The organism is Lelliottia jeotgali (genome assembly GCF_977070485.1).
In genome coordinates this window covers 157,645-184,614 of the sequence record NZ_CDRVFO010000009.1, presented here as the reverse complement: position 1 = coordinate 184,614, position 26,970 = coordinate 157,645, and the positions used below count along the sequence as shown (strand labels likewise).

The following is a 26,970-nucleotide window of genomic DNA, read 5'->3' as shown; positions in this document are numbered from 1 at the left end:
ACGCAAAGGACGGGGGGCGCCATATCTCGACAACTGCCAGGTTGTCTGGTAGCGCGTTCTGTGATGCAAGCAGCAAGCGGCAAGAAAAATGCGACCTGCGCGCCACCTGTTTTTTCTTGTAGCTTGCAGCTTGCGGCTTGTCGCTTTTTTTGACCCCGAAGTCCGGTTCCGCCGCCCGGCAGCATTGCCCTCTGGCGGGTGCCGCAAGCCGCGGAATTAGGCTAGAATGCACGGCCTCTAAGCACACCCCTTCCTGAGGCTGTCCCGACGATGTTGATCCTGCGCGGCGCTCCTGCCCTTTCTGCCTTTCGCCACGGTAAATTACTCGAGCAACTGAGCCAGAAAGTCCCCGCTGTTACTGGTTTGTATGCCGAATTTGCCCACTTCGCCGATGTCGACGGCGAGCTGACCGCCGACCAGCAGCAGGTGCTGGGCCGTCTGCTCAAGTACGGCCCGAGCGTGCCGGTGCAGGAGCCGACTGGCCGCCTGTTCCTGGTCGTGCCGCGCCTGGGCACCATCTCGCCCTGGGCCAGCAAGGCCAGCGACATCGCCCACAACTGCGGCCTGCAGTCGATCCAGCGCCTGGAGCGCGGCATCGCCTACTACGTTGCCGGTGACCTGAGCGACGCCGACGCCGCCGTTGTCGCCGCCGAACTGCACGACCGCATGACCCAGCGTGTGCTCGCACAGCTGGAGCAGGCGAGCGACCTGTTCAGCCACGCCCAGCCCAAGCCGATGACGTCGGTCGATATCCTGGCCGGTGGCCGCGACGCGCTGGCCAAGGCCAACATCGAGCTGGGCCTGGCCCTGGCCGAAGACGAGATCGACTACCTGGTCAACGCCTTCCAGGGCCTCAAACGCAACCCGAACGACATCGAACTGATGATGTTCGCCCAGGCCAACTCCGAACACTGCCGCCACAAGATCTTCAACGCCAGTTGGGACATCGACGGCCAGGCTCAGGAAAAGAGCCTGTTCGGCATGATCAAGAACACCTACCAGATGCACAGCGAAGGCGTGCTGTCTGCGTACAAGGACAACGCCTCGGTGATCGTCGGCAACGTTGCCGGTCGTTTCTTCCCGAACCCTGAGACCCGCCAGTACGGCGCGGTGCAGGAGCCGGTGCACATCCTGATGAAGGTCGAGACGCACAACCACCCGACCGCCATCGCTCCGTTCTCCGGCGCCTCCACCGGCTCTGGTGGCGAAATCCGTGACGAAGGTGCAACCGGCCGTGGCGCCAAGCCAAAAGCCGGCCTGACCGGCTTCACCGTGTCCAACCTGCGCATCCCGGGCTTCGAACAGCCATGGGAGCAGGCGTACGGTAAACCTGAGCGTATCGTTGACGCCCTCGACATCATGATCGAAGGCCCGCTGGGTGGCGCAGCGTTCAACAACGAATTCGGTCGCCCGGCTCTGACCGGCTACTTCCGTACCTTCGAGCAGGCCATCAACACCCCGCACGGTGAAGAAGTGCGCGGCTACCACAAGCCGATCATGCTGGCCGGCGGTATGGGCAACATCCGTGAAGACCACGTACAGAAGGCCGAAATCACCGTCGGCGCCAAGCTGATCGTGCTCGGTGGCCCGGCCATGCTGATCGGCCTGGGCGGCGGCGCCGCTTCGTCGGTCGCCACCGGTGCCAGCTCGGCGGACCTGGACTTCGCCTCGGTGCAGCGCGAAAACCCGGAAATGGAGCGCCGTTGCCAGGAGGTCATCGACCGTTGCTGGCAGCTGGGCGACAAGAACCCGATCGCCTTCATCCATGACGTCGGCGCCGGCGGTATTTCCAACGCCTTCCCTGAACTGGTGAACGACGGTGGCCGCGGTGGCCGCTTCGAACTGCGCAACGTGCCCAATGACGAGCCGGGCATGGCCCCGCACGAAATCTGGAGCAACGAATCGCAGGAGCGTTATGTGCTGGCCGTCAGCGCTGTTGACTTCGAGCGCTTCCAGGCTATCTGTGAGCGCGAGCGCTGCCCGTTCGCCGTCGTTGGCGAGGCGACCGAAGAGCCGCACCTGACCGTGACCGACAGCCACTTCGGCAATACGCCGGTGGACATGCCGCTTGACGTGCTGCTGGGCAAGCCGCCGCGCATGCACCGTTCGGTGACCCGCGAAGCTGAACTGGGCGATGATTTCGACCCGAGCAAGGTAGACCTGGACAGCGCCGTGCAGCGTGTCCTGAACCACCCGGCGGTTGCGAGCAAAAGCTTCCTGATCACCATCGGCGACCGCACCATCACCGGCCTGGTGGCCCGCGACCAGATGGTCGGCCCGTGGCAGGTACCGGTGGCCGACTGCGCCGTCACGGCCACCAGCTTCGACGTGTACACCGGTGAAGCCATGGCCATGGGTGAGCGCACGCCGCTGGCAGTGCTCGACGCGCCAGCGTCCGGCCGTATGGCGATCGGTGAAACCCTGACCAACCTGGCTGCAGCGCAGATTGAAAAGCTGTCCGACATCAAACTGTCGGCCAACTGGATGTCCGCTGCCGGCCACCCAGGTGAAGACGCCCGTCTGTACGACACCGTCAAGGCTGTCGGTATGGAGTTGTGCCCGGAGCTGGGCCTGACCATTCCGGTAGGCAAGGACTCCATGTCGATGAAGACCAAGTGGAGTGAAGACGGCGTCGAGAAGAGCGTCACTTCGCCAATGTCGCTGATCATCACCGGCTTCGCCCCGGTCACCGACATCCGCAAGACCCTGACCCCGCAACTGCGCATGGACAAGGGTGAGACGGACCTGATCCTGATCGACCTGGGCCGCGGCAAGAACCGCATGGGCGCTTCGATCCTGGCCCAGACCTTTGGCAAGATCGCCGCCCAGGCTCCGGACGTCGACGACGCCGAAGACCTCAAGGCGTTCTTCGCGGTGATCCAAGGCCTGAACGCCGACGGCCACCTGCTGGCCTACCACGACCGTTCCGACGGCGGTCTGCTGACTACCGTGCTGGAAATGGCCTTCGCCGGCCACTGCGGTCTCGATCTGCAACTGGACCCGCTGACCGACAACAGCAATGACGTGCCGGCCATCCTCTTCAACGAAGAACTGGGCGCAGTCATCCAGGTTCGCCAGGATGCAACCCCGGACGTGCTGGCGCAGTTCAGCGCCGCAGGCCTGGGTGAAGGTTGCGTGGCGGTGATCGGCAAACCGGTCAACAACGCCGAGGTGTCCATCAGCCTGAACGGGCAAGTGCTGTTCGACGACGACCGTCGCATGCTGCAGCGCCAGTGGGCTGAGACCAGCTACCAGGTTCAGCGCCTGCGTGACAACGCCGACTGCGCCGACCAGGAGTTCGACGCGCTTCTCGAAGAAGACAACCCTGGCCTGTCGGTCAAGGTTGGTTACGACGTCAACGAGGACATCGCTGCGCCGTACATCAAGAAGGGTGTGCGCCCGCAAGTGGCGATCCTGCGTGAGCAGGGCGTCAACGGCCAGGTCGAGATGGCTGCCGCCTTCGACCGCGCCGGCTTCGCCGCCATCGATGTGCACATGAGCGACATCCTCGCTGGCCGCGTCGACTTCGAAGCCTTCAAGGGCCTGGTTGCCTGCGGTGGCTTCTCCTACGGTGACGTGCTGGGTGCCGGTGAAGGCTGGGCCAAGTCGGCCTTGTTCAACGCCCGTGCCCGTGATGCATTCCAGGCCTTTTTCGAGCGTACCGACAGCTTCGCCCTTGGCGTGTGCAATGGTTGCCAGATGATGTCCAACCTTCACGAGCTGATTCCGGGCACCGAGTACTGGCCGCACTTCGTGCGCAACCGTTCGGAGCAGTTCGAAGCCCGTGTGGCCATGGTCGAGGTGCAGAAGTCCAACTCGATCTTCCTGCAGGGCATGGCCGGTTCGCGCATGCCGATCGCCATTGCTCACGGCGAAGGCCATGCCGAATTCGCCAGCGAAGAGGCACTGCTGGAAGCCGACCTGTCCGGTTGCGTGGCGCTGCGCTATGTCGACAACCACGGCAAGGTCACCGAAGCCTACCCGGCTAACCCGAACGGCTCGCCGCGTGGTATCACCGGCCTGACCAGCCGCGACGGCCGCGTGACCATCATGATGCCGCACCCGGAGCGCGTGTTCCGCGCCGTGCAGAACTCCTGGCGCCCGGATGAGTGGCAGGAAGACGCCGCTCTGATGCGTATGTTCCGCAACGCGCGCGTCTGGGTGAACTAAGGCGTGTACAAGCTCGCCTTCTTCGTCCCGGCCAGCCACGTCGACGTGGTCAAGGCCGCCGTGTTCGCCGCCGGTGGCGGCCGTATCGGCGGCTACGACCACTGCGCCTGGCAAACCCTGGGCCACGGCCAGTTTCGCCCATTGGACGGCAGCCAGCCGTTCCTTGGGCAAACCGGCCAGGTCGAGGTGGTGGAGGAATGGAAAGTGGAGCTGGTAGTGGCCGACGACCTGATTGCACAGGTCGTCGCTGCGCTCAGGCAGAGCCATCCTTACGAAACACCGGCCTACGAAGTCTGGCGCCTCGCCGACTTCTAGACCGAGCTGAGCTCATCGCCGGCTTGCCGGCGATGAACCCGCTTCATTCAGCGACGCTCTGCGGCGCTTGCCCCTCCCGCCGCAACCCCGCACACGCCAGCAACCCCACCTCGAACAGCACCCACATCGGCACCGCCAGCATGGTCTGTGAAAACACATCCGGCGGCGTCAGGATCATCCCCACCACAAAGCAGCCGACGATCACGTAGGGCCTGCTGCGCCGCAACGTGGCCACATCGGCCAGCCCCACCCACACCACGATGAACGTTGCCACCGGGATCTCGAAGGCCAGGCCGAACGCCAGGAACAGCGCCATGATGAAGTCCAGGTACTGGCTGATGTCGGTCATCATCGCTACGCCGTCCGGCGTCACGCTGGCAAAAAAGCCGAACATCATCGGGAATACCAGGTAGAAGGCGAACGCCATGCCGGCGTAGAACAGCACGATGCTCGACACCAGCAAGGGCAGGGCGATGCGCCGCTCGCGGCGGTAAAGGCCCGGCGCAAGAAAGCCCCAGGCCTGATGCAGCAGCAGCGGCATGGCCACGAACAGCGCGCACATCGCAGTCAGCTTGAACGGTGTGAGAAACGGCGAGGTGACACTGGTGGCGATCATGCTGGCGCCTTCCGGGAGGAAGCGGCGCAGCGGTTCGGAAATCAGTGTGTAGAGCTGCTGGGCGAAGGGGAACAGGCCGGCGAACACCAGCGCGACCAGTAGCAGGCAGCGCACCAGGCGCTTGCGCAGGTCGCGCAGGTGACCGGTGAGCGGCATGTGTGCCGCCGGGTCCAGGGCGATACTCATGAGGTGGTCTCCCGAATGACCGTGACCGTTGCAGCGTCAGTGGCCGGTTCCGCCTTGAGGCTGATGCCCTGGCGCAGCTCCTGCTCGAGGCGTTGCAATGGCGCGCTGTCGAGGTTGGGCATGTCGATTTCGCGTTCCATCTGCGCGCGCAAACCCTGCATTGCCCGACGCGCCTGGCCCAGGCCACGGCCCAGAGTGCGCGCAGCGACCGGCAAGCGTTCCGGGCCAAGCACCAGCAGCGCGACGATGCCCACCAGCAGCATCTCGCTGAAGCCTACCTCGAACATCAGGCCTGCCGATCCGCTTGCTGCTGTGGCACAGGCGAACGGGTCAGTGGCTCCTGTTGTACCTGCTGCGGTGCAGTTTGGGTGCTGGCATCGCTGTCGCCCCCCATGGACTTGCGAAAGCCCTGGATCGCTTCGCCAACATCACTGCCCAGACCCTTGAGGCGTTTAGTGCCAAACAGCAGAAACACGATCATCAGTACGATCACCAGTTGCCAGATTCCGATGCCACCCATTACGACCACTCCTGTAAGGCCATGAAAAGAAAGGCCAATCCTGCCTCGCGTAGATGACGCGAACATGACTGCAAGGTATTTGCAATCTGCCTGCAACAACTCCCCTGTTGACTGGCGCCTTGTTCGATAAGAGGAGTGCTGCGCCATGGGTGGCAAGCGACAGCAGGGCGCCGCACTGCTGATGGTGTTGGTGGTACTGGCGATGCTCGCGGCGGGGATGGCCTGGCTGATGGAGGATGGGCGGCGCCAGGTCGATGACGTGCAGTTGCTGCGCCAGCGAGTACAGGTGCGGGCCATGGAACAGGCTGGCCTGGCCTATGCCGAGCAGGCCTTGCGTGACCCCGCCTGGCGGCTTAGCCCGCTGTTCTGGCAGGCGCTGCGGGGGCAACCTTTGAACTACGACTTTGGCGCCGGCCAGGCACAACTGCGGGTGTACGACCAGCACACCTGTTTCAACGTCAACGCGCTGCTGGGGGATGACGGTGAACGTGCCGAGCGCCAGCTACGGCGTTTGCTGGGTGACAACATGGCCGCGCAACGTCTGGTCGACGCCTTGGCAGACTGGCTCGACAGCGACAGCGATGCGCGCCTGCAGGGCGCCGAGAGTGCTCAGTATCTGCGCCAGCAGCCGCCTCGTCTGGCTGCCAATCAGCCGATGCTGGATACCAGTGAGTTGAACCTGCTGCTCGAACCGGATGCCTCCCGCCAGCGCCGTTATCCAATGTTGTGTGCTTTGCCGCAGACCACCGGCTGGCGCCTGAATGCCAATGCTGTAGGCCTGGAGCATCTGCCATTGCTGGAGGCGCTTTATGAAGGGCGGTATCCCCGTTCGTTGCTCAGCCGCATCGTCAGTGGTCGGCCGGCGTCGGGCTATGTAGATGCTGCGGCGTTGCGTCAGGCGCTGGGGGCGGTGGATGACGAAACGTTTGAGCGGTTGAGCGAAGGGTTGCTGCTCAACAGTGGGCATTTTCAGTTGCAGCTTTCGTTCGAAGAACAGGGCAGGACGATACGCAGCGCCTTTGAGCTTGAGGCCTTGGGGGTGGTGCAGTGGCATGCGCGGGTGCCTGCGCAGCAGGTGCGGGTGAAGAGTCGGGCGCCAATGGCCTGGTGATCATGTTCAAGGCTGCCGTGCAGCCCAATCGCCGGCAAGCCGGCTCCCACACCTGTAGGAGCCGGCTTGCCGGCGATTGGGCCGCGCAGCGGCCCTGATGCAGAAACGGATCAGACAGTCCCGATCTCTCCGCCATCATCGCGCTGGATCACCACGGTCGAAGCCCTCGGCCGTACCGTGGTCCCCGCTGGGGTTACATCGGTGGCCTTGTCGGTGTACGGCCAGTTCTCCGGGTGCTGGATATTGACGAACATCGACTTGTTGTCCGGGCTGAAGGCAATCCCGGTCACCTCGCAGCCGTTCGGCCCGACGAAGAAGCGGCGCAAGTCCACCTGGTTCTGGGCATTGACCGGTACTTGGTTGCCAGCGGCATCCACCAGGTCGGTAGGGATCACTGCCAGCAACTGATCGTTGGTGTAATCGGTGACCGTGCTCTCGCCGTTGTCAGTCTCGAACCACAACACGCCACGGCTATCGAAGCTCATGCCGTCGGGGCTGGCGAACTGGTTGAGCTCGGTCAGGCCCGAGCGGTTGATGTCAGCGGTGCCTGCGGCGTTGGCGCCGAACACGAAGATGTCCCAGGTGAAGCTCGCGTGATCGTCGCTGTCGTGCCAGCGGATGATGTGGCCGTGGCGGTTCGGGCCACGCGGGTTGGCCGCATCGACTTTTTCCGGGGTGCGCGCGCTGTTGTTGGTCAGGGTCAGGTAGACGTCGCCATTGAGCGGGTTGACCGCTGTCCATTCCGGGCGGTCCATCGGCGTTGCACCCACTGCATCGCCTGCACCACGGGTGTTGAGGATGATGCCTGCCAGGTCGCCGTACAGCGCCCCGAGGGTGCTGCCGGCAGTGGTAGCGGTGGTCACGTCGAGCAGAATCCACTCGCCCGTGCCGTCTGCATTGAAGCGGGCCACATAAAGCTTGCCCTGGTCCATGTACTTGGCGCCGGTGGCCAAGCGGTCGGCCGGGCTTGCGTCGGCGGCATCCCACACGGCGGTGGAGACGAACTTGTACAGGTACTCGTTATTGGAGTCGTCGCCCATGTACCAGACCAGCGGTTTACCGGCCACCGGCAGGCCCGGGCAGCAACCTTCGTGGCGGAAGCGGCCGAGTGCGGTGCGCTTGGTGGCCAGGGTGCTGCTGTTGTACGGGTCGATTTCGACGATGTAGCCATAGGTGCTGGCTTCGTTGCGGTAGTCGTCGGTGGCGCTGGCACCTTTGATGGTCACGTCGAAGCGGGCGAACTCATCGTTTTCTTCGGTGTTGTCACCAGCAGCGGTCTCCCACTTGTACTGGCCGGTGGAGGTGCCTACACCGATGCGTCGCTGGTCCTCCGGACGAGTATCCTTGTTGACGAAAATGCCAGGCCAGTTCTCTTCGCAGGTCAGGTAAGTGCCCCACGGGGTGTAGCCGTTGCCGCAGTTGTTGTTGGTGCCGCGGCAGTGCGTGCCGTCAGCCGAATACTTGGTCTTGACGTGGTCCGTGCCACGCAGCGGGCCAGTGATTTCCATGCGTGAGGCGGTGGTGAAACGGCGGTTGAGCGGGTCGTTGTCGACCACCTGCCAGCGCCCGTTGAGCTTCTGCAGGCGCACCACGCCGGCACCGTGGGCGTTGATTTCCTTGCGCACTTCTTCGGCCGGGCGATTGCCGCTGGCGTCGGTGGTCGGGCCGTTGGGGTGCAGGGCGGCGGCATCGATGTATTCGAAGTTGATCGCCAGCAGGCCGTCTTCGGAACTGCCATTGATGGGGAAGAAGTGCATGCCGTCATGGTGCATGCCCATGGCGTTGGCCTGGTCGCTGGAGGTATTGCTGCCGTCCGGTTTCCAGGGGTTGCCGTTGCTGTTGATCGGCGTGCCCCACGGTGCCAGCACGTAGGCACTGTAGCCGGCGGCGACGACACAGGCGTCGGTGCGCGAACCCGCGATGGACTGGAAGCCCAGCGCCAGTTTCGGTACTTCAGGTTCGGTAACCGGCGGCTCGGTTGCCGGGTCATCGTTGTCGGAACCGCCACCACTGTCGAAGCAGCCGGTCAGGCCGGTACCGGCAATCATGGCGATAGCGGCACCCAGGCTGCCGCGCATCACGCTGCGACGGCTTAGGTAGGCGTCCATGACGCTGGCCATCGGCAGGTTGCCACTGTGGTTGCGGTCCAGGTTGTCGCCGGTTTCTCGACTCATCAGGGTGTCCTTGTATTGGCTGAGTTGGAAGAAACCGCGACTTTAGTGCGCAAAGATGATGATTCTTTGGCAGAAATATTAACGTCGCTTTAAAACATTAAGTTCTTATCGCTGTGCCAGACAGAACAATCTGGAATGGTTGTCGGATTTCTGCCATCAAACTGTAATGCCAACGCCGCAACATCCGGGGCCCAAAGAGAACTCGGATAAGGATGGCGGGCCCGATGGCAAGCAGTGTGTACAGGCGCGAAATGATCAGATGGAAGGGTGTCGGTGCCCTGGCACCGTTGCTCGGTGCCTGTTCTGCATTCCCGGGCCAGCGCGGCGGCAATGCCAGCCTGGACCTGTTGTACGTCGCCGACACCCTCGATGCGCGCCAGCCCGGCCAGCCCGTGGTGCCGGCAACCCGCCTGGGCCCGGTCAGCCACTTGGGCCGGGCTCCCTGGATGACCGGCGCCAGCGCCAGCGTGGCGCACCCTCAACTCGCGCCCTTGCTCGATGCCAGCCAGGCGGCCGGCGTGCAGCTGGGTGGTTATGCCGTGCTCGCGGCCCTGTTGGAACAACTGCGCGCCGAGGTGGGGCCGGGCAATAGCCTGACTCTCGAAAACGGCCAGGGCTGGAACGGCAGTGGCCTGGCCTATTTGACCCAGGGCGAGAGCGGTGTGCAGGGCAGCCAACTGTTGGGCAGCGAAGCCCGTGTGAGCAGTGATGAACGCGTGCTTTGGCCACAGCGCAGTGCTGCCCTTTACCACCAGTCTTCAGCGATGACGCTTGCTGCGGGTATTGCCGACGAACAACGCAAAACCTTGGGCCTGGAGCCTCTGCACGTGTTCGAGCGCGGCGGTGCACGCATCGCCGTGGTGGGCGTCACCGACCCTTACGCCCAGGACCAGAAATCCTCTCTCAAACAGTGGTACCAATCGCTGCTGCCGACCTTCGAGCAGGCCCGCCGCGAAGCGGACCTGGTGGTGGCGCTGGCGGATGTCGGCACCGGCCCGGGCCTGTGGCTGGCCGAGCGCGTGGCGCAGATCGACGTGCTGCTCTGCGCGCGTGGCCAGGACCTGTGGCCCACACCTGTGCAGGCAACCCAGGCCAGCGGCCGCCGCATACCTGTGTTGTTTGCAGGTTGCCGGGGCAGTGGTGCGTTTCGCCTGCGTTGCCAACAGGTCGCCGGGCAATGGCAGTTCGATGGGCGCTTCTTTCCGGCATTGGCCCAGCAACTCTCACCCGCAGCGCAGTTGCGCGCCAACCAGTTGCAGGCCGAGTTGCGCCAGCAGCGCGCAGGCCATGCAGCGTGGCTCGACCAGCCGCTGGCGGTTGCGCCACAGGCGCTGTGGCGTCGCGACACGCGTGGCGGTAGTTGGGACCGTTTGCTGCACCAGGCCCTGGCCGATGACAGCAGCATGCCGGTGCTGTTGCCGGGCCTGCGCTATGACTACCCATTGGCCGCTGGCGAGGCCATCACGCGCGAGCACCTGATCAGCCTCACCGGCGGCTACCCGGCACCGGTGGTCGAGGCGCCGGCCCGGCAGGTCGAGCAGGTGCTGGAAAACGCGGCCGAGCAACTGTTCGGTGACCCCTTGCTGCTGGACAACAGCCAGGACCTGCCACGCTGGCAGGGTCAGGCCTGGCGGGTGAGCTACAGCCCGCAAGGCAAGCGCATCACTGGCCTGGATCCGGTTCAGGGCCTGTGCCGCACCTTTGGTCTGCAATTCGAGCCCCAAGCCGGTGAGCCGTTGTGGCAGCGGGTCGAGGCCTGGCTCGGGCGACAGCGGCCGGGTTGGCAACTGGCGGCCTTGCAAGTACCGGAGGTGCGCTATGTGCAAGGCCACCCAGGCTGGCACCCACGGCAGTTGATGTCATGACACTCGCCGCTCGCCTGATGACCGGTGGCCTGCTGACGCTGGCCGGGTGGCTTGCCGCCCAATGCGTTTTGCAACTGGCGCGCCAGCCGCAACCGGCCAGCGCCCCGGTTGCCGTCGACGCCCCGCTGCCGGGGTTGCTGGTCGGCCATTGGCAGGCCCCGGGCGACGATGGCTCGATTGCGCTCACCCGTTTGCCATTGCAGTACCTCGGCGGCCTCAAGGCTCAGCCGTTGTCTGCCAGCGTCGTGGTGCTGCGCTACGGCCAGCAGGTGCGTACCTTGGGCCGCGGCCAGCGCCTGGCACCGGGGATCGTATTGCAGGACATCGACGCCGATGGCCTGATTTTCGACAACCAGGGGCGGCGCGAACGCTTGCCCTGGCCGCCACGCCCCGCCGTGACCGGCTTCAAGCGGCAAGGATGAACGATGCTGGTGAAATATTGCGTGGCGGCTGCCTTGACCCTGGCCCTTGCTGCGGCCTGGGCAGAAGAACCGGAAACCTTCGATGACAACGGCACCCCCCTTTACGAGGTGAACTTCGTCGACACCGAGCTGGGCGAATTCATCGACAGCGTGTCGCGCATCACCGGCACCACCTTCATCGTCGACCCGCGGGTCAAAGGCAAGGTCACGGTGCGTACCGTCGACCGCCACGATGCCGATGCCATCTACGACATCTTTCTAGCCCAGCTGCGTGCCCAAGGCTATGCCGCGGTCGATCTGCCCAATGGCAGTGTGAAGATCGTCCCCGACCAGGCCGCGCGCCTTGAACCGGTGCCGGTGGAAGCCGCCGGCAAGCACGGCGAAGGCAGTGATGGTGTGGCCACCCGCGTATTCAATGTGCGTAACGCCGCCAGCGAGCAGATGCTCGGTATTCTCAAGCCGCTGATCGACCCCCGTGTCGGTGTGATCACCCCTTATCCTGCGGCCAACCTGCTGGTGGTCACCGATTGGCGCAGCAACCTCGAACGCATCGACAGCCTGTTGCGCCAGCTTGACCAAGTCAGTGACGAACCCCTGAAGGTCATGCCGCTGCGCCATGCCAGCGCCGCCGATACCGCGCAGCTGCTGACCCGCCTGTTGGCCCGAGAGCAGGGTGCCGACAGCACCCAGGTGGTCGCTGACCCGCGCAGCAATGCCTTGCTGGTACGTGGCAGCACCGACCGTGTGCGTGCTTTGTTGGGCCAGCTCGATCAACCCAGTGAGAACCGGCACAGCAGCAACACGCAGGTGATCTACCTGCGCCATGCCAATGCTGGCGAAGTGGTGAAGGTGCTGCGCGGGCTGAGCCAGGAAGGCGTTGTGCCCAGCGAGGGAGCAGGCGAAGGCGAGGCCAAGGACAAGCCGGTGATGGCCGCCGCCAGCGATTCGGGCATACGCCTGGAGTACGAGGAGGGCACCAACGCCGTGGTCATGGTCGGCCCCGACAGCGAGCTGGCCGCCTACCGCTCCATCGTCGAGCAGCTGGACATCCGCCGCGCCCAGGTAGTGGTCGAGGCCATCATCGCCGAAGTGTCCGACAGCCGCGCCCAGGAGCTTGGCGTGCAGTGGCTGTTCGCCGACGAAAAGTTCGGCGCCGGCATCGTCAACTTCGGCAGCAACGGGGTGAACATCGCCAACATCGCGGGCGCCGCGGCCAGCGGCGACAACGAAGCGCTGGGCGACCTGCTGTCGGCCACGACAGGCGTGACTGCCGGCATCGGCCACTTCGGCGGTGGCTTCAACTTCGCCATGCTGATCAACGCACTGAAGGGCAAAAGCGGCTTCAACCTGCTGTCCACGCCGACCCTGCTGACCCTGGACAACGCCGAGGCATCGATCCTGGTCGGCCAGGAAGTGCCCTTCGTCACCGGCTCCGTGACGCAGAACAACGCCAACCCCTACCAGACCATCGAGCGCAAGGAAGTCGGGGTGAAGCTGCGCATCAAGCCGCAGATCAACATCGACAACAGCGTACGCCTGGATATCGTTCAGGAAGTCTCGTCGATCGCCGACTCCAGCGCCGCCAGCGATGTGATCACCAACAAGCGCGAGATCAAGACCAAGGTCATGGTCGAGGACAATGGCCTGGTGATTCTTGGCGGCCTGATCAGCGATGAGCTGAGCACCAGCGATCAACGCGTACCGTTTCTCGGGGATATTCCGGGGCTGGGCCGGCTGTTCCGTTCCGAGGCCAGCAAGAACACCAAGCAGAACCTGATGGTCTTCATCCGCCCGCGCATCCTGCGTGACGGGCCGAGCCTGGCGGGTTTGAGCGAAGACAAGTACCGCACCCTGCAGCAGACCACGCCGCTCAAGCTGCCTGGTCTTGCGCAGGACGGCCAGCTGCTGCGGGTGTTCCCGGCCAGCCGCGCGCGCCTGGACGGGGGGGACTGGTGATGCTGCCCTATCGCCTTGCGCGTCAGGCCGGGCTGGCCATGGCCCCGACGGATACCGGCTGGCAGTTGTGGCTGCGCCGCGATGCCGACAGTAACCAACTGCAGGAACTGCTGCGTGTGCATGGCCAGCCCGTGGCACTGCACTACCTGGAAGCTGCGGCGTTCGACGAACGCCTCGGCCAGTTGTATCAGGCTGGGGATGCTGCCACCGAAGCACTGATTGAAGGTATCGGCGAACAGGTTGATCTGGACAGCCTGATGAGCGAAATGCCGCGCATCGAGGACCTGCTCGAAAGCGATGATGAAGCCCCGGTGATCCGCCTGATCAACGGCCTGTTCGGCCAGGCCCTGCGCCTGCGCGCTTCGGACATTCATATCGAGACCTTTGAGCAGAGCCTGGTGGTGCGCCTGCGTGTCGACGGCCACCTGCGTGAGGTGTTGCGCCCGCCGCGCGCGTTGTCGGCCATGCTGGTGTCGCGGATCAAGGTCATGGCGCGCCTGGACATCGCCGAGAAGCGCCAGCCCCAGGACGGTCGCATCACCTTGCGCGCCGCCGGGCGTGAGGTGGACGTTCGCGTCTCGACCTTGCCCGGTATCCATGGCGAGCGCGTGGTGATGCGCGTGCTCGACAAGCAGGCCAGCTTGCTGGCACTGGGCAACCTGGGCATGCCCCCGGCAGTGCTGCACGGCCTGCGCAGCTGCCTGACAAGGCCCAACGGCATCGTGCTGTCCACCGGGCCGACCGGCTCGGGCAAGACCACCACCCTGTACGCCAGCCTCAACAGCCTCAATGATGGCAGCCGCAACATTCTCACCGTGGAGGACCCGGTGGAATACGCCATCGCCGGCATTGGCCAGACGGCCATCAATCCGCGCGCCGGGCTGACCTTTGCCACTGGCTTGCGCGCCATCCTGCGCCAGGACCCGGACGTGATCATGCTCGGCGAAATCCGCGACCAGGAAACTGCGCAGATCGCCGTGCAGGCCAGCCTCACCGGCCACTTGGTACTGTCGACGTTGCACACCAACAGCGCAGTGGGCGCGGTCACCCGCTTGCGCGACATGGGCATCGAGCCGTTCCTGATCGCCTCATGCCTGCGTGGCGTGCTGGCCCAGCGCCTGGTGCGACGGCTGTGCCATTGCGCGGTGGCGCAGCCACTGCAGCCGGCCGAACGGGCGCTGTGGCCTGAGCTGGCGGCGCTGGGCAGCAGCTACCACGCGGTGGGCTGCGAGCAGTGCCAGGGCACTGGCTATATCGGTCGTTTGGGCCTGTACGAATTCGTCGAACTCGACGCCGGCCTGATCGGGCTGCTGTATGACGGCGCCAGTGAACTGGCCATGCAGGAGTACCTGGCCGAGCGCCGCCAGAGCCTGGTGGCGATGGCCAGTGATTGCCTGGCCCGCGGCGAGACCAGCCTGGCTGAAGTATTGCGTGTGGTGCAGGGCTGACCCATGCCGACCTTTCGCTACCAGGCCGTTGATCTGGCCGGCAAGACCCACAAAGCCAGCCTGCAAGCCGATACCGAACGCCACGCACGTCAGTTGCTGCGCGAGCAGGGGCTGTTCCCTCGCCAGTTGCAGCGCTTCGAAAGCGGTGCCCGGCAGCCTCGCCGACAACGCTTGAGCCGTGCCCAGCTGTGTGAGCTGACACGCCAGCTGGCGACTTTGACCGGCGCGGGCATCCCGCTGGTCGATGCCTTGGCGACGCTTGAGCGCCAGTTGCGCCAGCCAGCCCTGCACGGGGTGCTGGTGGCTCTGCGTGGCTCGCTCGCCGAGGGCCTGGGCCTGGCCCGCAGCCTGGCCCGCCAGGGCGCGCCTTTCACCGGCCTGTACTGCGCGCTGGTCGAAGCCGGTGAGCGCTCCGGGCGGTTGGCCCAGGTGCTTACCCGGCTGGCAGACCACCTGGAACAGGTGCAGCGCCAGCAGCACAAGGCGCGCACGGCACTGATCTACCCCTGCGTGCTGATGGGCGTGTCACTGGCGGTGGTGATCGGCCTGATGACCTTCGTCGTACCCAAGCTCACCGAACAGTTTGCCCATGCCGGGCAGAGCCTGCCGCTGATCACCTCATTACTTATCGTCCTGAGCCAAGGCTTGGTGCACGCCGGCCCCTGGTTGCTGGGGCTGGCGATCCTGACGTCGCTGCTGGCCAGCTGGTTGCTGCGCAAGCCGCACTGGTGCCTGCGCCGCGACGACCTGCTGTTGCGCCTGCCGCGCGTGGGGGGCCTGTTGCAGGTGCTGGAGAGTGCCCGCCTGGCGCGCAGCCTGGCGATCCTCACCAGCAGCGGTGTTGCCTTGCTCGAAGCCTTGCAGGTGGCCACTGAAACCGTCGGCAACCGGCGCATTCGCCTGGCCATGGAGCAGGTGCGCCAGCAGGTGCAGGGCGGCACCAGCCTGCACAGGGCGCTGGATGGTTGCCAGCAGTTCCCGCCGTTGCTGGTGAACATGGTCGGCAGTGGCGAGGCCAGCGGCACCCTGGCCGACATGCTCGAGCGCGTGGCCGACGACCAGGAGCGTGGCTTTGCGCGCCAGGTGGATACGGCCATGGCGCTTTTCGAACCCCTGATGATCCTGGTGATGGGCGCCGTAGTGCTGTTCATCGTGCTGGCGGTGCTGCTGCCGATCATGCAACTCAACCAGGGCCTGCAACTGTAGATGACAAGGAGCAACCCCATGCAGCATCGACGCAAGCGCCAACACGGCTTCACCCTGATGGAAATCATGGTGGTGATTTTCATCATCGGCCTGCTGATTGCCGTGGTCGCGCCCAGCGTGCTCGGCAACCAGGACAAGGCCATGCGGCAGAAGGTCATGGCCGACCTGAGCACGCTCGAGCAGGCACTGGACATGTACCGGCTGGACAACCTGCGCTTTCCCAGTAATGAGCAAGGCCTGGCAGCGCTGGTGAAAAAACCGGCCCAGGAGCCGCTGCCGCGTGCCTGGCGCAGCGATGGTTATGTACGCCGCCTGCCGGAGGACCCGTGGGGCACCCCTTACCAGTACCGCATGCCTGGCGAGCATGGCCGGGTCGATGTGTATTCGTTGGGTGCCGATGGTGTGCCGGGCGGCGAAGGCCAGGACGCCGACCTGGGTAACTGGGCGCTGTGAGCGATGCGCCTGCAGCGCGGTTTCAGCCTGCTCGAATTGCTGGTGGTGCTGGCCATCGCCGGCCTTATGACCGGGCTTGCTGTGGCTTGGCTGGACAGCGGCAAGGCCAGCGTCGATCAGGCGTTGCAGCGGCTGGCGGCGCACGTCCACACCCAGGCGGCACTGGCCCGGCATGCCGGGCAATTGCGCGGGCTGCGCTGGACCGGCCAGCGCCCGGAGTTCGTGCGGCGTGAGCGCGAGGGCTGGGTTGCCGAACCGGTCAGCTTTGGGGATTGGCCCAAAGGGCTGCGCCCCGACTGGCCCGCCAGCCTGCAGCCGCATCTGCAGTTCACGCCGCAAGGGTGGGCGCAACCGGGTTCGGTGCGCTGGCACTGGGCAGGTGGCAGCCAGCGCTGGGCGTGGGGGCGTGACGGCCAGCTTCGTGTGGGGGTGTCACCATGAAGCGCAAGCAACAGGGCTTCACCCTGCTGGAGGTGACCGTGGCCCTGGCGATTGCTGCTGTGCTGGCAGTGATCACCAGCCAGGTGCTGCGCCAGCGCCTGGCAGTGCAGGACAGCGTGCAACAGCATCGGCTTGGCGTGCTGTGCGCTCGCGAGTTGCAGGCACGCTTCGCCGTGGAACGGTACTGGCCGGCAAGCAACCAGCCCAGTGGGGTGCTGAACCAGGGCGGGCAGGCGTGCCACTGGCAGATGCAGCTGCGCCGTACCGGAGTGCGCGACCTGCGTCGCGGCGAGATGCAACTGTATGCCGACCGCGATCAGCGCCTGCCGTTGGGCCAGTACACGGTTTTTCTGGAGCGTCCATGAAGCGGCGCCAGGCTGGCTTGACCCTGATCGAACTGATGGTGGCCATGGCCTTGACCGCGCTGCTTGGGGTCATGCTCGCGGCGCTGGTCAATGGCTGGCTCAAGGTCCGCGAGCGGCTGCAGGTGACCCGCCAGGAGAACAGTGTGCTGGAGTTCTGCCTGGCCTTGGAGCGGCGTTTCGACAGCCCGGTATTGCGCCGGGTGTATGAGCAACGCCTGCCACTGGCGAGCCGCTGGCTCGACTGGCAGCCCGATCGCCAGCAGTTGCTGTGGGTGGCAGCCACGGCTGTGCCAGAGGCCGTGGGTGGCTCACGGCTGCAGCGCCAGCGCCTGCGTTTCGACGCGCGCGAACAACGCCTGACGTTGGAAACCTCGGCAGACCTGTACGCCGCCAGCGAACCCCGTTGGGTCATGCGCGAGCAGCTGGAGCAGGTCAGTGCGCTGAATGTTCTTTATCACCAGGGAGGCCGATGGCTGCCCTGGCCTTCCGACCAACCTGCGCACCCCGGCCGTGGTGTGCGCGTGCAACTGCAGCGTGATGGAGCCCCCTATGTCTGCACCTTCACGCTCCCTTGGGGGCGTTCATGAAGCTTGAATGGTGGCGACGTGCGCCGGCGCGACCTTGGTTGCTGCTGCGCCCGGGCGTGGTCTGGGACTGGCTGCTGATCGCAGATGGTGTGGCCCAACGGGAAGGCCAGGGCGAGCCTCCGGCGAACCTGAATGCACAGGTAGCGCTGATCATTCCGGGCGAGCGGTGCAGCCAGTTTGAGCTGGCTGCTCCGCCAGGTCTCAAGCGTGACGAGTGGCCCCTCCTGCTGGAAGACCACTTGCTGCAGAACGCTGAACAGGTGCAGTGCGCTTGCCTCGTTCGCCAGGCAGGGCAGTTGCGCCTGTTGGCGGTAGCGCGCCAGGCGCTGGACGAATGGCGTGGGCAGTGCAGCGCATGGGGGCTGCAGATCGAGCGCTGCTGGGCCGAGTTCCAATTGTTGCCCACGCCTGAGCCCGGGACGGGCTGGCAGTGGCAACGTGCGCCTGGCTTGTGCCTGTACCTAGGGCGCAGCGAAGAGGGGCATACCCATTGGCTGGCCTGGCCTGAAGCGCTGGGTGAGGTACCGCAACAGCCCTGGGGTAGCCTGCGCAAAGCCACCCAGGTCGGGCGCTGGCCGGGTACGCTGGCGCCGCTCGACACGCTGCCAAGCCTGTTCGAGCGAACCCGTCAGGCCCGCTCTGCGCCCCATGTGCCGGCCCTGCCGCGCCGGCTGGTTGTCGTCTGTTTGGTGCTGGCCGTGGTGTGGTGCGGGCTATGGGCGGGCCAGCAATGGCGGCAGGTGCAAACCTGGCGCACGCAGGTGCTGGCCGTGACCGGCACCCAGGCCAGCCCTCGGCAAGCGGCGCAGGCTCTCAAGCGCCTGCGCGAAAGCGAACTGCAACAGCAACTGCGGCAACGCCAGCTTCAAGACCTGCAGGCACGCCTGCAGGTCTGGCTGCATGAGCACCCAGGCTGGCGCCTGCAAGCAGTGCGCTTCGACGGCCAGCGCTGGCACCTGCGCCTGCAGGGCGAGGGGGGCGAGCCACCCTGGCACGAAATGGCAAACGCCGCCGGAGCGGCGGTGCAGGTACTGAGTGCTGCGCCATCGGCACACGTGGTTTTCGATCTGGGAGCGCCAACATGACCCGAGAGTGGTTTCAGCGTCATCGATTGTTGCTCGCATGGTGCCTGGTCGGCTTTCTGCTGGCGTTTCTGGCACTGCGCCAAGGCGTGTCGCAATGGCGTGAGCTCAGCCAGTGGCATGGGCTGGCAGTGCAGGCCGCCGCCTTCCACAGTGGGCCAGGCGTGAACCTGGAGCGGCTGCGTCAGTCTGCCCAGGCGCGGCGGATCGAAGTTGCCGAGGTCGAGGCGCAAGGCAAGGTGTGGCAACTGCGCGGCCAGGTGGCCGATGAGCAGGTTTTGCAGCGTTGGCTGCAGGCCTTGCGCGCAGAGGGTGCACAACCGCTGCAGTGGGCCCTGGAGCAGGATGCCAAGGGCCTGCGTTTCGACCTGGTGGTGCAGCCATGAGCCGCCGTGGGCTGCTGTGGGCCGGGCTGGTGTTCAGCCTGACTTTGCTGGTGCAGTTGCCGGCGTCCTGGGTTGCACTGGGCTTGGGCCTGCCGATGCATGCGGTCAGCGGCAGCCTGTGGCAGGGGCAGGCGCAGCAGTTCGGGCCTGTCGGGCCCGTGCGCTGGGCCTTGCAGCCTTGGCGCTTGCAGGCCAACGCACAGCTGGGGTTTCAGGGCCAGGGCTGGCAGTTGCACGCTGAAGGCTGGCCTTGGCGCTGGCAGTTGGACGTTACCGCACAGGATCACCAGGCGAGTGTGCAAACGGCCTATCGGCTGGCCGGGCAGTGGCAGGGCACGCTGCGCCTGCAAGGAGCGGGGCGTCAGTGCCGTACCAGCGAAGGGCGCATCACGGTCACCGACCTCGCCTTGAGCGAACCTTGGTCGCTGGGGTTGGGGCAGGGCTGGGTAGAAATGGATTGCCGCACAGGCTTGCGCCTGCATGGGCAGCTGATACAACAGCGTGAGCATCGTTTGGCGCTGAATGCAGACCTTCTGGGGCGCCACGCAGTGGTGGCGGCCGAAATGCAGCCGGACGCTGCGCTTACACCGCTGCTGCGCGCTGCTCGGCTGGTGGGGCCGCAGGCACTGACGGGGCAGCGGGAGTGGCGTTGGTAAGCAGCGGTTAACGTGCGGTTCATGGCCCTATCGCCGGTTTGCCGACGACAGGGCCTCTGGATCAGTTGACTTTCCCTTCAACCCCCGATGCCCACTGCTCACTTCGGCTATGCCCACTGGTGCGTAGTAAGCCAAGGTCCAGTGCATTCTCGCCGTCTGCGGCACCTTTGCCTTTGCTGATCTGGGCGATGGCGGTACCCAGGTCTACCGGCGAATTCGACGCATCGATCGACACATCCCGGCGGTAATCATTACCGCTCAGCGTTTCCTTGGTCACCGCGTTGGCGGTGAGTTTTACCTCACCCTTGGCCGATTGCAGGCGGGCGCCCGTCAGGTGAGCGTCACCGCCAACCGTCAGGTCTACCCCATCGCTGCCCTTGAGCGTCGTCTGCCGGGCTACGCCATCACGCTGAACATGCGACACATCGAGGCTGAAGGTTGGCGAAACGCCCGGGTCGGCCTTGGCCAGGGCGGAACCTGCTTTTTCGCTGACCTTGCTTCCCAGCGGCCCCGCGACGGCCGTGGCAGCGTTCACATAGCCTTGCGGGTTTTTCTCTTTGCTCAGCCGTGCATCACCTTTTACGGTCAGGGTATCGACGGTGTCCTTGCGGCTGGTGATGTGCAGATCGCCGTCGATTGCGCCGTTGATGTGCCCGGCCTCCAGGCTCACGCCTTCGATGCGGGTGTCGCCGCGGCTTTGCAGGTCGATACCTTCGGCGCGCAGGTTGCCGGCGTTCCAGATGAGGTTGTCGCGCTTGTCCAGGTTGACCTGGGCACGGCCGTGCAGCCCCAGGGTGTCGGTGCCGCCCTTGGATGTGTTGAAGCCGGCGCCGGCGGTAATGCCCAAGTTGTCGCGCCGCTCGACATTGGATGACGCTTCGATCAGCACGCCGCCCTTGGCGGCATTGATGCCGATGTGTTCGGCCGATGCCCGCAGGCCCTGCAGATGCACGGCGATATCCTCGCGGGTGCCGCTGTCGAGGGTCAATTTGCCCGCGCTTTGGAACTGCGCATCGATGGCCTGGCGGGCATCCTCGTTCTTCTTGCCATGGTTGAAATGGCCCCCGATGGCGCCACCTTGGGTGGTGCCGGTCTTCACGGCCAGCTCCAGGCCGCCACCCAGGTTCCCGCCAGTGTCCTGCCGGGTATTGCTCGCAGCTTTGACCTGCAGGCGGCCATCGCTTTGCAGGAGCGTATCGCCAACCTTGGCCTCGCGGCTGCCAATACGCGTGCCTTCGAGCAGCATGTCGCCCCCGCTGGTCAGGCGCACTTCACCTTTGGCGTCGATCTGCGCCACCTGGGCATTGGTTTGCGTAGCCTGTTGCTGGGCATGGTCGAGATAGCCTCGGGCGTCGACGCCAGTGCTGCCCGGGCGGTTGCCGACCTTGGCCCAGGCGTTGCCATCGAGCTGGCGTGCGCGCTGTTGGTTGTGGTCGGTGGCCTGGGTCAGTGACAGCGTACCGGCACTGTGGATCAGCACATCGCCTTCACCGCCATCGATGTGCGTGCCTTCGTAGTGGCCATCGCTGCCCAACTGGACCTGGATACCCTTTTGCCCGTACAGGCTGCCTGGCACTGCAATGCTGGCGGCCTCCTGTTTGTCTTGCGAGCCGCCCTTGCCGGAAGCGCGGACGTTCAGGTCGCTCCCCGAACTGGTATCCACGCGCAGGTCACCACCGTAGGCCAGGCGCTGCAGGCTATCTTCCCGTGTGTTTTCGGCGGCGCGCAGGTGGTGCTGCTGCGCGTTGACCTGCAGGGCGCCGGCGTTGGCACGCCAGGCGGTGCCTTGGTCATCGAGGGTATCGGCCTTGACCTTCACGAGCCCCCCTGCCAGTTCGCTCACCTGGGCAAAGCCGCGGCGCTGGTTTTCCAAGCGCTTGAGGTGGTCGAGGGTCATGTCGCCGCCAACGCTCGGTGCCACCAGTGCGTCTTCGGGCGAGGCTTGCTGGAAGCGGGCCGCTTCTTCGCCCTGTACCAAGCGTTCGATCGGCCGGGTCACGTCACGGTACTCCAGGCTGGCGCCGATGCTGCCGGACCAGTCATTGCGCTGCACTTCACGTTCATGGGTGTCCTGCACGGCACGGTTCTCGATGCGCTTGGCAGTGACCTGAAGGGTGTTGCCTGCGTTGACGCGTGCAGCTTCGGTGATCAACTCGTCGGCGCTGATCTTCAGGTCGCCGCTGGCCTGCAACCCGGTGCGTTGCGTTTTGCTGTCGCGTTCGGTGATGACTTCGTTGTTGTGATGGCCTTCGAACAGGCTGCCCAGCCGATCCATACCGCCGGTCACCGTCAGGCCACCGCCGCTGTGGGTAGAGCTGCTGGATGACACGCGCTCGTTGCGTGTGTCGCCAAGGCTCACCTGTTTGCCCTGCACGTCCAGGTCGCCTGCACTGGCCTGTACGCTGGAGCCGTTGACTTGAAGCTGCGCGCCGCTGTTCAGGCCAACCGTAGCGCCCTTCAATTCGCTGGCCACCTGCGACGTTTCGCGTTGTTGGCCTGTGCTGGTGACCACCTCGTAAGCAACGCCGGCGGCGTACTGGCGCGACTCGGGCTTGCCGTCTTCGGCTTCTTGGGTCTGTTTGGCGCTGGCCGTGAAACCGCGCTGCTGGCTGCGTGTTTCGCTTTCATCGCTTGACTGCGTGCTACCGATCAACAAGTCACCCTTGGCCTCGACCTGCAGATGCCCGCCGGCCGTCACCTTCGAACCCTGGATACGCAATTCTTCAGCACTGGCCAGCCGCAGGTTGCTGGCAGAGCTGACGTCACTGCTCAGCACTTGCTGCTTGCGTTGCGTGCCCTCGCGATCGTTGCCGAAGAGGCCGAACAGCTTGCTGCTGCTGTCGCGCTCGGTGGCAATAGTGTTGCCGTGGTCAGCCTCGATCGCCAGGGCGCCTTTTTCGCTGTACAACACCGCGTCTTGGGCGCCGTGGACGGTGCTGCCCTTGATGCTCAACTGTTCGGCCGCAACGTTCAGCTTGCCATCGGCTGTGACGGCGCTGCCGGCTACGCGTTGTCCTTGGGTTTCGTTGCCTTTGCGGTCACCAAAGAAGGTGCCCGATACCAGGTCGCCACGGTAGTTGCGGCGTGTGCCCTGTTCCTGCAGCGCCGTTGTGCCGATTTCGACGTTCCTGGCGTTGATGTCCAGGCCGGCGCGGCTGTGCAGCTTGCTGCCTTGCACGGTGAGCCTGTCATTGGCCTTGACCGTCATGCGCGCGGCATTGAGCGTGCTGCCTTGTGCCGATTCCTTGTACTGGTTGGTATCACTGTCGCCTCGCCACAGGTCTTTGCGGTGGCGTACCTGCTCCTCGATACGTTGGCTGTTGGTGCCTGCACTGATATCCAGGTTGGCAGCGCTGTTGAGTGTCAGGTCGCCGCCCGCATCCACATTGGCTGCTAACAGGTGCATGTCGGCGCCGGACTGCAACAGCACGCTGTCACTGGCTTGCAGCTGCGTACCGCGCAAGTTGAGGTCGGTGGCGGTACGTTCGCGCTGGTAGGTCTCGCGGGTGACGAACAGGAACTTTTTGTTCCAGCTTTCCTGCTCGCGGGCGATGTTCTGGCGGCTTTCAGCGTCCAGGGTGAGCTTCTTGCCGGCCTTTATTTCGATACGTTCGGCTTTGCCATCGACGGCGCCAAGGCGCAGGTCATCGGCAGCAGTGAGTTGCAATGCGCCGTGGTCGGTGATCAGTTCACCAGGCAGGTCTGCATGGCCGCTGACCTGCAGTGCGCCGGCAGATTGAAGGGTGATGCCTTGGTCGGCCTTGATCTGCACCGGCCCCACCCGCACCCCCGCACCCTCGGCAGTGCTGACCACACGAATGCGCCCTGCGCGCATGGCGCCGAACAGGTTGGCGTCGATGCTGGACGGTGTGCCCGGCAGATGCTCGATGACCTGCCCGTCGTCGTGACGCATGCGGTTGCGGCCAACGGCCACAGTGAGATCGCCACTGGCCGACAGCACGCCCTTGCTGTCGAGCTTCGGCGCGATCAGGTCCAGCGCGCCCTCGGCATTGTGCTGGCCGCCTGTGAGCACTTGCAGGGTGCCACTGGCATTGAGGGTGTTGAGGTGTTTGAGCTGTTCGTCCTGCAGCTCCGGTGTACCGACCAGGAAACCGGCACGGGTGGTGTTGATGAAGCTCCCGCCATTGAGGGTGATGCCGTTCGGGTTGGCCAGGATGTAGTCGGCCGGGCGGCCGAAGATCTCCTGTGGGCCTTCGATCAGCGAGGCGTTGCGGCTGATCACCTCGTTGAGGATGGTCGAGGCCGCGTGGCCCTGGAACTGGGGGTTGGCCGCCAGTGCGCCGGCCAGTTGCGACTGCCCGGCCTGGAGAGCGTTGTTCAGTACCACGCCGGGGCGGGCGACGTTGTAGTCGAGGAACTGGTTGTGCGATAGGCCGCTGGCGTTGGGCGCGACGATGTCGATAACAGGTACGCCATGCTTGTTGTTGATGAGCGGCGTACCCCCAGGGCCGGTGGCCGCCTCCAGGCCGTGTTCGGCCAGCGCGCTGGTGGAGGCGAGCAGGGCGAGGAAAATGGCCCAGCGCAAGGTATCGGGGCGGATAGCGGGTATCTGCGAGAGTGTCTGCATGTTCTCGTTCTCTTTGTTGTGGGTGAATCAGATGTTCAGGGCCCACTCAAGTACCCAGAATCCGGGTTCGAGCATCGGGCGCTGCAGGTCGCTGGCATAGAGGGCGCGCTGATAGTCCAGGCGCAGGCGGCTGTGCGGCAGGTTCACTTCGATACCCGCCGTGGCTCCTGCCAGCCGGCGCGGCGAAGCGCCTTGCGCCAGCCGTTCCCAGCCCAGGTCCAGGCCCAGGTAGGGGCGCACCGTAACCGGTGTGGTCCAGGGCAGTGGCAGCGGTTGGCTGAAGGTATTGCGCCAGGCGGCGGCGCTGGCGCCACTGTAGGTACGCAGGCGAAAGCCACGCACCGCCGAATCGTCGCTCAACAACATTTGCTCGACGGCCGGCAAGACATTGGTGCTGTACTGCAGGCCGAGTTCGCTTTGCCAGCGCCACGGCCAGTTCGCTGGCCCCTGGCGTAGGTGCAGCAGGCTGGCGCGGTATTTTCGAAAGTCGGGCTGCGGCGCAGCTGCGTGCTGAGCGGGTTGCTCGGCGCCCAGCCAGTGAGTGCCTTGGGCGACGCCGATGTAGGCGTTCCACAGGCCGTGGTCAAGCCAGAGCAGGTTGAGCCCGGCCTCCACGGTAGTCAGGGTGGGGCTCTGCAGGCCAATGACTGCAGAGCCGGCGCGGTTGATCAGTTGTTTGCGGTCCAGCCGGGCGCTGGCGCTGAGCATGCCGTGCTGGTTGCGCCAGAGCATGCGCTCGGCGCTGACGCTCTGGTAGCTGCTGTTGCCGTTGCTGTCGTGCCGCCCCTGCGGAATCGGCGCGTTGTAGCGCAGCAGGCCGACATTGAGCGCGAAAGTCCATGGGCCGTAGGGGATGCTGTAGTAGAGGGTGACGCCCTGGCTGCGCCCCGGAGCATCGATGACCGTTGTCGAAAGTGACAGGCGCAGGTCGTCGTTCAGACCCGAGGGGCTGTCCACACCGATGCCGAGGTTCAGGCGGTTACGCCCGGTCAGCGGGCTGCCCCGGTTATCGAAGCGGCTGTCCAGGTGCCAACGGGAATCCACTTGGCGAGGCTGCAGCAGTACCCGGGTGCCGCCCTGCAGTTCGCCTGGCAACAGGTCGGCACTGAGCTCGTAGGCCCGCAGGCGGTTGAGCTGGTCCAGCCCCTGCTCAAGGTCTGGCAGGTACAGGGGGTTGCCCAGCAGGTGTGGGAATGCGCTGTTCAGGGAGAGCGGCAGCTCGGCAGCAAGCTCGATCGACTCGACGAAGCCTTCGATGATGACGATGTCCAGCGGCGCGTCATGCTCTGGCGCTTGCCGCAGATAGGGGCGGCTGGCCGGATAACCGCCGTGCACGTAGCGCTGGGTGATGGCCTTGAGCACGCGGTTGATGTCGGCGATGCCCATGCAGGGCTTTATCAGCGTCTGGATGGCTGGCTCAAGCGCCTGTGCCGAAAGCTGTCGGTTGCCGGCCAGGCGAACGCCGGTGATCTCCCAGCAGCGGCTGTCGCTGGGTGGGTTCGGCGAGGGGGCGTCGCTGTTTTGCGCCGCTGGATGGCGCTGCCAGCGCTGCAGCCGCTGTTGCTGCTCGAGCTGGCGCAATGTTCGCTGTTGCTCACGCAGTTGCAGGCTGGCAGGGTCGTCCGCCAATGCCTGCGGCATAGCCAGCAAACTCGTCATACAGCAGGCCAGCAGCCTGCTGGCGATGTGGCGGTATCGGGCTGGCATGGGATAACCCCGCAAATGGCGTACGGCCTGCGTACTCGTTTGCGTGGATGCTAAAAACTCTGCCAGTCGATTGGATGCAGTCTGCTGCCTACATGGCAGTAGGGCAAATGCTTAATTGAAGTGAGAAGGTTCCTACAGCCTCAATTGGAATGCCGGACTATCAGGGCCGAATCTCGATCAATGTTCCGTCCGGCACCAGGTCCCAGACCTCGCGCATGTCCGAGTTGCGCATGGCGATACAGCCGTCGGTCCAGTCAAGCGTATGGAAATACCATTCGGGATACTCGTCGTTGATCGGGGTGCCGTGGATCATGATCATACTGCCGGCACTCCAGCCCTCGCGTGTGGCTCGGGCGGCATCGCTGATATTCGGGTAGGTGATGTGCATGGACAGGTTGAAACGGTCGCTTTGCTTGCGCCAGTCCAGCCAGTACAGGCCCTCGGGGGTTTTTTTGTCGCCTTCGCGCTGCTTGGCGCCCTTGGGTTGCTTGCCCAGCGAGATACGGTAGGTTTTCAGCGGTTCGCCACGGCTGATCAACTGCAGGCGGCGCTCAGACTTGATCACCAGCACCTTGTCGATCAGTGGCTGCATGGCTGCCTGCGATTGCGACTGTGCCGGCAAAGGCGGCTGTGGCTTGCGAATGATGGTCTCGGTAAAGGCCGCCTGGGACACCGAGGTAACGCAAAGGCAGAAAAGGGCGAACAACCAGCGCATG

General features: G+C 64.9%; 22 protein-coding genes. 15 read left to right on the top strand and 7 right to left on the bottom strand.

Annotation, left to right across the window (positions count from 1 at the left end; translation table 11 throughout):
* The first annotated feature begins 270 nt into the window (after positions 1–270).
* Both purL and ACW4TB_RS15745 read left to right on the top strand, forming a co-directional pair.
* Positions 271–4,170, top strand: a complete 3,900-nt coding sequence (gene purL, locus ACW4TB_RS15750) for a phosphoribosylformylglycinamidine synthase (protein ID WP_012316003.1) — start codon at positions 271–273, stop codon at positions 4,168–4,170.
* 3 nt (positions 4,171–4,173) lie between these two features.
* A complete protein-coding gene (locus ACW4TB_RS15745) occupies positions 4,174–4,485 on the top strand; it encodes an NIF3 1 (protein ID WP_012316002.1) in 312 nt (103 codons plus the stop codon).
* Positions 4,486–4,528: 43 nt separating this feature from the next.
* Here the strand turns inward: ACW4TB_RS15745 and tatC are convergent, their stop codons facing one another.
* The 3 genes from tatC to tatA are packed head-to-tail and all read right to left on the bottom strand — an operon-like array spanning position 4,529 to position 5,807.
* Entirely contained in the window at positions 4,529–5,287 is a 759-nt protein-coding gene (tatC, locus tag ACW4TB_RS15740; RefSeq protein ID WP_254466359.1) for a twin-arginine translocase subunit TatC, read from the bottom strand.
* Positions 5,284–5,574 carry a Sec-independent protein translocase protein TatB gene (gene tatB, locus ACW4TB_RS15735; protein WP_012316000.1) on the bottom strand — a complete coding sequence of 97 codons (291 nt, stop codon included), beginning with the start codon at positions 5,572–5,574 and terminating at the stop codon, positions 5,284–5,286. Before tatB ends, tatC begins: the two co-directional genes overlap by 4 nt.
* Entirely contained in the window at positions 5,574–5,807 is a 234-nt protein-coding gene (gene tatA / locus ACW4TB_RS15730; RefSeq protein WP_438826643.1) for a twin-arginine translocase TatA/TatE family subunit, read from the bottom strand. The genes tatB and tatA overlap by 1 nt, the downstream gene beginning before the upstream one ends.
* A gap of 145 nt (positions 5,808–5,952) precedes the next feature.
* Between tatA and gspK the strand changes: the two genes are divergently transcribed.
* Positions 5,953–6,918: a type II secretion system minor pseudopilin GspK gene (gspK, locus tag ACW4TB_RS15725; protein WP_254466358.1), complete on the top strand. Its 966-nt coding sequence runs from the start codon at positions 5,953–5,955 to the stop codon at positions 6,916–6,918.
* A 110-nt stretch (positions 6,919–7,028) separates the two neighbouring features.
* Here the strand turns inward: gspK and ACW4TB_RS15720 are convergent, their stop codons facing one another.
* A complete protein-coding gene (locus ACW4TB_RS15720) occupies positions 7,029–9,092 on the bottom strand; it encodes a PhoX family protein (protein WP_279928344.1) in 2,064 nt (687 codons plus the stop codon).
* A gap of 251 nt (positions 9,093–9,343) precedes the next feature.
* Here ACW4TB_RS15720 and ACW4TB_RS15715 point away from each other — a divergent pair, with 251 nt between their 5' ends.
* Genes ACW4TB_RS15715 through ACW4TB_RS15660 form a run of 12 tightly spaced genes read left to right on the top strand, consistent with a single transcriptional unit; the run spans position 9,344 to position 19,959 of the window.
* Positions 9,344–10,957 carry a hypothetical protein gene (locus ACW4TB_RS15715; RefSeq protein ID WP_455843012.1) on the top strand — a complete coding sequence of 538 codons (1,614 nt, stop codon included), beginning with the start codon at positions 9,344–9,346 and terminating at the stop codon, positions 10,955–10,957.
* On the top strand, positions 10,954–11,379 hold the full coding sequence (locus ACW4TB_RS15710) for a pilus assembly protein PilZ (protein ID WP_012315995.1): 426 nt from the start codon (positions 10,954–10,956) through the stop codon (positions 11,377–11,379). The genes ACW4TB_RS15715 and ACW4TB_RS15710 overlap by 4 nt, the downstream gene beginning before the upstream one ends.
* Before the next feature lie 3 nt (positions 11,380–11,382).
* The gene (gspD, locus tag ACW4TB_RS15705; RefSeq protein ID WP_279928338.1) at positions 11,383–13,335 is read left to right on the top strand and encodes a type II secretion system secretin GspD; all 1,953 of its coding nucleotides are present in this window, start codon (positions 11,383–11,385) and stop codon (positions 13,333–13,335) included.
* Positions 13,335–14,783, top strand: a complete 1,449-nt coding sequence (locus ACW4TB_RS15700; RefSeq protein ID WP_279928336.1) for a GspE/PulE family protein — start codon at positions 13,335–13,337, stop codon at positions 14,781–14,783. The genes gspD and ACW4TB_RS15700 overlap by 1 nt, the downstream gene beginning before the upstream one ends.
* Positions 14,784–14,786: 3 nt before the next feature.
* Positions 14,787–15,989: a type II secretion system inner membrane protein GspF gene (gspF, locus tag ACW4TB_RS15695; protein ID WP_279928333.1), complete on the top strand. Its 1,203-nt coding sequence runs from the start codon at positions 14,787–14,789 to the stop codon at positions 15,987–15,989.
* Between the two features lie 18 nt (positions 15,990–16,007).
* Positions 16,008–16,442 (top strand): type II secretion system major pseudopilin GspG, encoded by a 435-nt coding sequence (gspG, locus tag ACW4TB_RS15690; RefSeq protein ID WP_012315991.1) that lies wholly within the window; start codon positions 16,008–16,010, stop codon positions 16,440–16,442.
* 3 nt (positions 16,443–16,445) lie between these two features.
* Positions 16,446–16,883: a type II secretion system minor pseudopilin GspH gene (gspH, locus tag ACW4TB_RS15685; protein ID WP_012315990.1), complete on the top strand. Its 438-nt coding sequence runs from the start codon at positions 16,446–16,448 to the stop codon at positions 16,881–16,883.
* A complete protein-coding gene (locus tag ACW4TB_RS15680) occupies positions 16,880–17,248 on the top strand; it encodes a type II secretion system protein GspI (RefSeq protein WP_012315989.1) in 369 nt (122 codons plus the stop codon). The genes gspH and ACW4TB_RS15680 overlap by 4 nt, the downstream gene beginning before the upstream one ends.
* Positions 17,245–17,835 carry a type II secretion system protein gene (locus ACW4TB_RS15675; protein WP_279928327.1) on the top strand — a complete coding sequence of 197 codons (591 nt, stop codon included), beginning with the start codon at positions 17,245–17,247 and terminating at the stop codon, positions 17,833–17,835. Before ACW4TB_RS15680 ends, ACW4TB_RS15675 begins: the two co-directional genes overlap by 4 nt.
* On the top strand, positions 17,832–18,920 hold the full coding sequence (locus tag ACW4TB_RS15670) for a GspL/Epsl periplasmic domain-containing protein (RefSeq protein ID WP_279928324.1): 1,089 nt from the start codon (positions 17,832–17,834) through the stop codon (positions 18,918–18,920). Before ACW4TB_RS15675 ends, ACW4TB_RS15670 begins: the two co-directional genes overlap by 4 nt.
* Positions 18,917–19,303 (top strand): type II secretion system protein GspM, encoded by a 387-nt coding sequence (gene gspM, locus ACW4TB_RS15665; protein ID WP_012315986.1) that lies wholly within the window; start codon positions 18,917–18,919, stop codon positions 19,301–19,303. The genes ACW4TB_RS15670 and gspM overlap by 4 nt, the downstream gene beginning before the upstream one ends.
* A complete protein-coding gene (locus tag ACW4TB_RS15660) occupies positions 19,300–19,959 on the top strand; it encodes a type II secretion system protein N (RefSeq protein ID WP_012315985.1) in 660 nt (219 codons plus the stop codon). The genes gspM and ACW4TB_RS15660 overlap by 4 nt, the downstream gene beginning before the upstream one ends.
* 61 nt (positions 19,960–20,020) lie before the next feature.
* On the opposite strand, the gene ACW4TB_RS15655 is transcribed toward ACW4TB_RS15660, so the two are convergent.
* From ACW4TB_RS15655 to ACW4TB_RS15645, 3 genes are all read right to left on the bottom strand, one after another.
* Positions 20,021–24,547: a hemagglutinin repeat-containing protein gene (locus tag ACW4TB_RS15655; protein ID WP_279928320.1), complete on the bottom strand. Its 4,527-nt coding sequence runs from the start codon at positions 24,545–24,547 to the stop codon at positions 20,021–20,023.
* 27 nt (positions 24,548–24,574) lie between these two features.
* Positions 24,575–26,206 (bottom strand): ShlB/FhaC/HecB family hemolysin secretion/activation protein, encoded by a 1,632-nt coding sequence (locus tag ACW4TB_RS15650; RefSeq protein ID WP_455843011.1) that lies wholly within the window; start codon positions 26,204–26,206, stop codon positions 24,575–24,577.
* 208 nt (positions 26,207–26,414) lie between these two features.
* Entirely contained in the window at positions 26,415–26,969 is a 555-nt protein-coding gene (locus ACW4TB_RS15645) for a L,D-transpeptidase family protein (protein ID WP_012315982.1), read from the bottom strand.
* Position 26,970: the final 1 nt, after the last annotated feature.